At 66.9% G+C, this 3,697-nt stretch carries 4 protein-coding genes; 1 reads left to right on the top strand and 3 read right to left on the bottom strand.

What is annotated here, in order from left to right:
* The 3 genes from ACFWPJ_RS27435 to ACFWPJ_RS27425 form a co-directional block, all read right to left on the bottom strand.
* Window positions 1-596: acyl-ACP desaturase (locus ACFWPJ_RS27435; RefSeq protein WP_378855574.1), on the bottom strand; the 596-nt coding region annotated here is incomplete at its 3' end.
* 236 nt (window positions 597-832) lie between these two features.
* Window positions 833-2,104 (bottom strand): MFS transporter, encoded by a 1,272-nt coding sequence (locus ACFWPJ_RS27430; RefSeq protein ID WP_378855572.1) that lies wholly within the window; start codon window positions 2,102-2,104, stop codon window positions 833-835.
* Between the two features lie 467 nt (window positions 2,105-2,571).
* Window positions 2,572-3,462 carry a helix-turn-helix domain-containing protein gene (locus tag ACFWPJ_RS27425; RefSeq protein WP_378855570.1) on the bottom strand — a complete coding sequence of 297 codons (891 nt, stop codon included), beginning with the start codon at window positions 3,460-3,462 and terminating at the stop codon, window positions 2,572-2,574.
* On the opposite strand from ACFWPJ_RS27425, the gene ACFWPJ_RS27420 reads away from it, so the two are divergent.
* The coding region (locus ACFWPJ_RS27420) for a zinc-binding dehydrogenase (protein WP_378855568.1) at window positions 3,439-3,697 on the top strand (259 nt) is incomplete at its 3' end. The genes ACFWPJ_RS27425 and ACFWPJ_RS27420 overlap by 24 nt on opposite strands.

Genomic DNA, 3,697 nt, shown 5'->3' with positions numbered 1-3,697 from the left:
CGATAGAACATCATATGGAGATTCTCGTCGGCCGCGATGCGCTGCAGCATCCGTCCGGCGATCGGATCGTCGCAGACTCGTGCTGTGCTGCGGTGGCTGACCCGGGTAGCCAACTCCTGAAATGTCACATACGCGACCTGATCGAGCACCCCGCCGAAGCCCTCCGGCGCGTGCACACCGCGGGTCAAATGCACCATGCGGTCGTTCTCCAAGGCGACGGGATCGACAGCGCGGGTACATACGAGGTAGTCACGCATGGCGATAGCGTGGCGGTTTTCCTCGGCGGTCCAGCGGCCGACCCAGGTGCCCCACGCACCGTCGCGAGAGAAGTTCTCATCGATCACGCGGTGGTAGGAAGGCAAGTTGTCCTCGGTCAGCAGATTCGTGATCATGGCGACTTTGGCGACCTCGGAGAGCTGTGACTGCCCAGGCTCCCAGTCTTCGCCGCCCATCGCGGCGAAGTTGCGGCCCTCGTCCCAGGGAACGTAGTCGTGCGGACACCAGTCCTTGGCCGTGGCCGCGTGCCGGTCTATGTTGACCGCCACTACCGGCTCCAGCTCGGTCAATAGTTCGAGTTGTGTCAAATCCTTTGCCATGCAGCGCCTTTCGATTCGGTGGAAATTTGCCACGGAAATGCCGCTGTTCACGCATATCTGACTGTGCGGCCACGCCGCACCCACACCTTAGGCGGTTGGTGAAACCGGAGGGCCTGATGGGGACTTTTTCCGGAATCGCCAACTACGACAAGCCGATAACGATGATCGGCTGTCAATGTTGGTGCTACGACCATGCGATCTTCGAACGGGCGTAGAGCGGACCGAGGATAGCGAGGTCAGGTCGTTCGAGGGACCGGCTGGTCGGCCGGGCCGTCCAGATCCGGATCCGTGCCTGAACCGCTGGTCAGTGTCGTTGCGTGCCCGCTCAGCACCAAGCCGATCCCGACCAGCAGCATCGGGACGGCGGCGGCGAGGAAGGCCCAGCGGATGCCGGCTGCGGCGAGGAAACCGAAGACTGCCAGTGACAGTGGCGAGAGGACGGCCCTGGGTAAGTCGATCAGGCTGTTCACTCGGCCGAGCATCGTCTCCGGCGCGGTGGTTTGCACGAAGGTCGGTAGCGCGACGTCGGTCGAGTACGCGACGCCGAAACCCAGCACGGCCAGTAGCACGACCGCGATCAGGTAGTGCGGGACGAAACCGAGCACCGCGAACGAACAGCCCTCGGCGATCGTCATAGCGACGATGAGCACGCCCCACCGCCGGGGCAGGCCGAACGCGGCGGCGGACACGGTGCCGGCCAGCTGGCCGAGCCCCCACGCGGACAGCATGGCGCCGAGCACGACGGAGCTGTTGGCGAAGTCCTGCGACAGCGTGGGCAGGCCGACGCCGAACAATCCGCTGTAACTCAGCGTCGCGGCGCCGACCAGCAGCAGGATGATGCGGACCTCGACACTGCGGCGGGCGTAGGCGAACCCGGAGGCTATCTCCCGCAGCACCGCCTTCGCGGAGAGCTGCTCGACCGGTTCGGCCTCGCGGCGCGGCGCGGCCAGTACGGTCACCGCGCCGACCAGGAAGGTCAACGCGTTGAACCCGATCGCGATCGGCGCGCCGGCCACCGCCATGAGCAGACCGCCGAGCACCGGACCGGCCAGTCTGGCAGCCTGTTCACCGGCTCCGAGCAGCGCGTTCGCTCTCGGCAGGTCTTCCCTGCTCACCAGGCTGGGCAGGATGCTGGCGCCGGCCGGATGGAAGAACGCCTCGGCGGTGCCGATCACGATGCCGATCACGAGCAGGTGCCACAGGGTCACGGCGTCGGCGGCTGCCAGGACTGCCAGCACGGTCAGCAAGCTGCCACGCACGAGGTGGCTGATCAGCATGATGGTGCGTGGCGAAAACCGGTCGGTGATCGCACCGCCGATCAGCAGCAGCGCCCCGTGCGGGACGGTCACGGCGAGCATCACCACGCCCAGTGCCGCGGGCGACCCGGTCACCGAGAGCACCAGCAACGCGAGCACGACTTCGTAACTGGCGTCGCCGACCATCGAGACGGTCTCCCCGCCCCACACCCACCGAAACGGCGTGCTCCGCAACGGACCCCGAGCCGCCATCACGATCTTCTCGCATAGTCGTCGGTCGGAATGTGGTCGGGCAGGCATGTCCCCTCGATCCGCGCGATGAGCGAGGCGAACGCGTCATGGTGGACGACTGTCCCGCACACAGCAGTCCGCGCAATCGCAGTCAGGGCGAAGTGCCGAATCGGCGAATTCTTCGGCGCCACCATCTGGTTCGCCCTGCACCCGGCTTCGATCCCTGCGCCAGCTTGGATGGCGCTGTCGAGCAGGAGATCTCGATGAAATCGACGGACCTGTCGGGCGACCTCACGGAATGGCATACGACGGGCGTAAGACATCACGTGATCATCGCCGCGACTCGTCGGTACCGCCAGATCATTTACGTCGACCGCAGTAACGAACGAACGAACGTTGCCGGTGTGAGATCTTCGCGCTCAGCGCCGCCGTCGTCTTGGCGCATGGCTGATCGCCACATGCCCATGGATTCGACTGGCTCCGTGCGGTCAGTAGACGGTGATGCGCAACGCGCGCATCTTCGCGTAGAGCGTGGTTCGCGAAATACCCAGGGCCTGCGCTGTTTTGACCTTGTTGCCCTCGAATTTGCGGAGGGCCTCGACGATGACATCGCGTTCTGCGCGGTCGATGGGCATCAGTTGCCGGATCGGCTGCTGCGTGCGGTAGGCCTCGGGGAGGTCGGTGAGGACGACCGCGCCGGTGCGCCGGTGCCGGATGACCTCGGTGACGACCGCGCGCAGTTCGCGGAGGTTTCCGGGCCAGTGGTGCGCGGACAGCGCCGCGAGCGCACCCGGCGTGAAGTACAGCGAGCTGTCCGCGCCCGCTTCGCGCACCATCGCCGCGACCAGGGCCGGGATCTCGCCGCGGCGGTTGCTCAGCGGGCCGAGTTCGACGCGGTCGGCGCATTCCGCGGCCAGCGCGGCGGCGCGGCCGGTGAGAGTTTCCACCGCTCCGGTGACCAGCACGACGCGTGGCACCTGCCGGTCGGCGACATGGGTGGCGACGAGATCGATCAGATCGTCGGGCAACAGGTCAAGGCCGTCGATGCAGACGGTTCCCTGCCGGGCGCGCACCAGTGCGGCGAAGTCGCGGGCGAACACGTCGCTGCCGTCGAGCAGCGCGTTGGCGGCGGTCAGGACGGTGACGGGTTGCCCGGTGGCGTGTTCGCGCGCTGTGCGCGAACGCCCGGAACCCGGTGGGCCGGCGACCAGCAGCGGATCGCCGGGCTCGAGTGCTCGACGGGAGTAGGCGATGCTCGCCCGCTTCAGCGGCCCGGCGATGTCGTGGTCGTCTTCGGTATCGGCGGGCTCGGTATCAACGCGGTGCAGGGAGCGCGCTTCGCTGGCGCACGCTACGTGGTCGCGGTCGACCCGCTGCACAACAAGCGCGAACGAGCCCTCGAACTCGGCGCCACGCACGCTTTCGCCGACGCCGGTGAAGCGCTGGCCACGATCAACGACCTGACCCGCGGACAGGGCGCCGACGCCGCGATCCTGATCCCCGATCTGATGACCGCCGAGATCGTCCGCGCCGGCTTCGATGCCGTCGGCAAGGGCGGCAAGGTCGTGCTGACCGGACTCAACAAGCTCGACGAGTACAAAAAACACCACCCCC

Source organism: Nocardia sp. NPDC058497 (assembly GCF_042720195.1).
Taxonomy (GTDB): domain Bacteria; phylum Actinomycetota; class Actinomycetes; order Mycobacteriales; family Mycobacteriaceae; genus Nocardia.
Note: the sequence above shows the minus strand (reverse complement) of the source record. Positions and strands in the feature narration are given on the sequence as shown.

Bases quoted from the DNA above. Each gene is read 5' to 3' on its own strand.
- ACFWPJ_RS27430 (WP_378855572.1), bottom strand. From the start codon at position 2,104: ATGGCGGCTCGGGGTCCGTTGCGGAGCACGCCGTTTCGGTGGGTGTGG.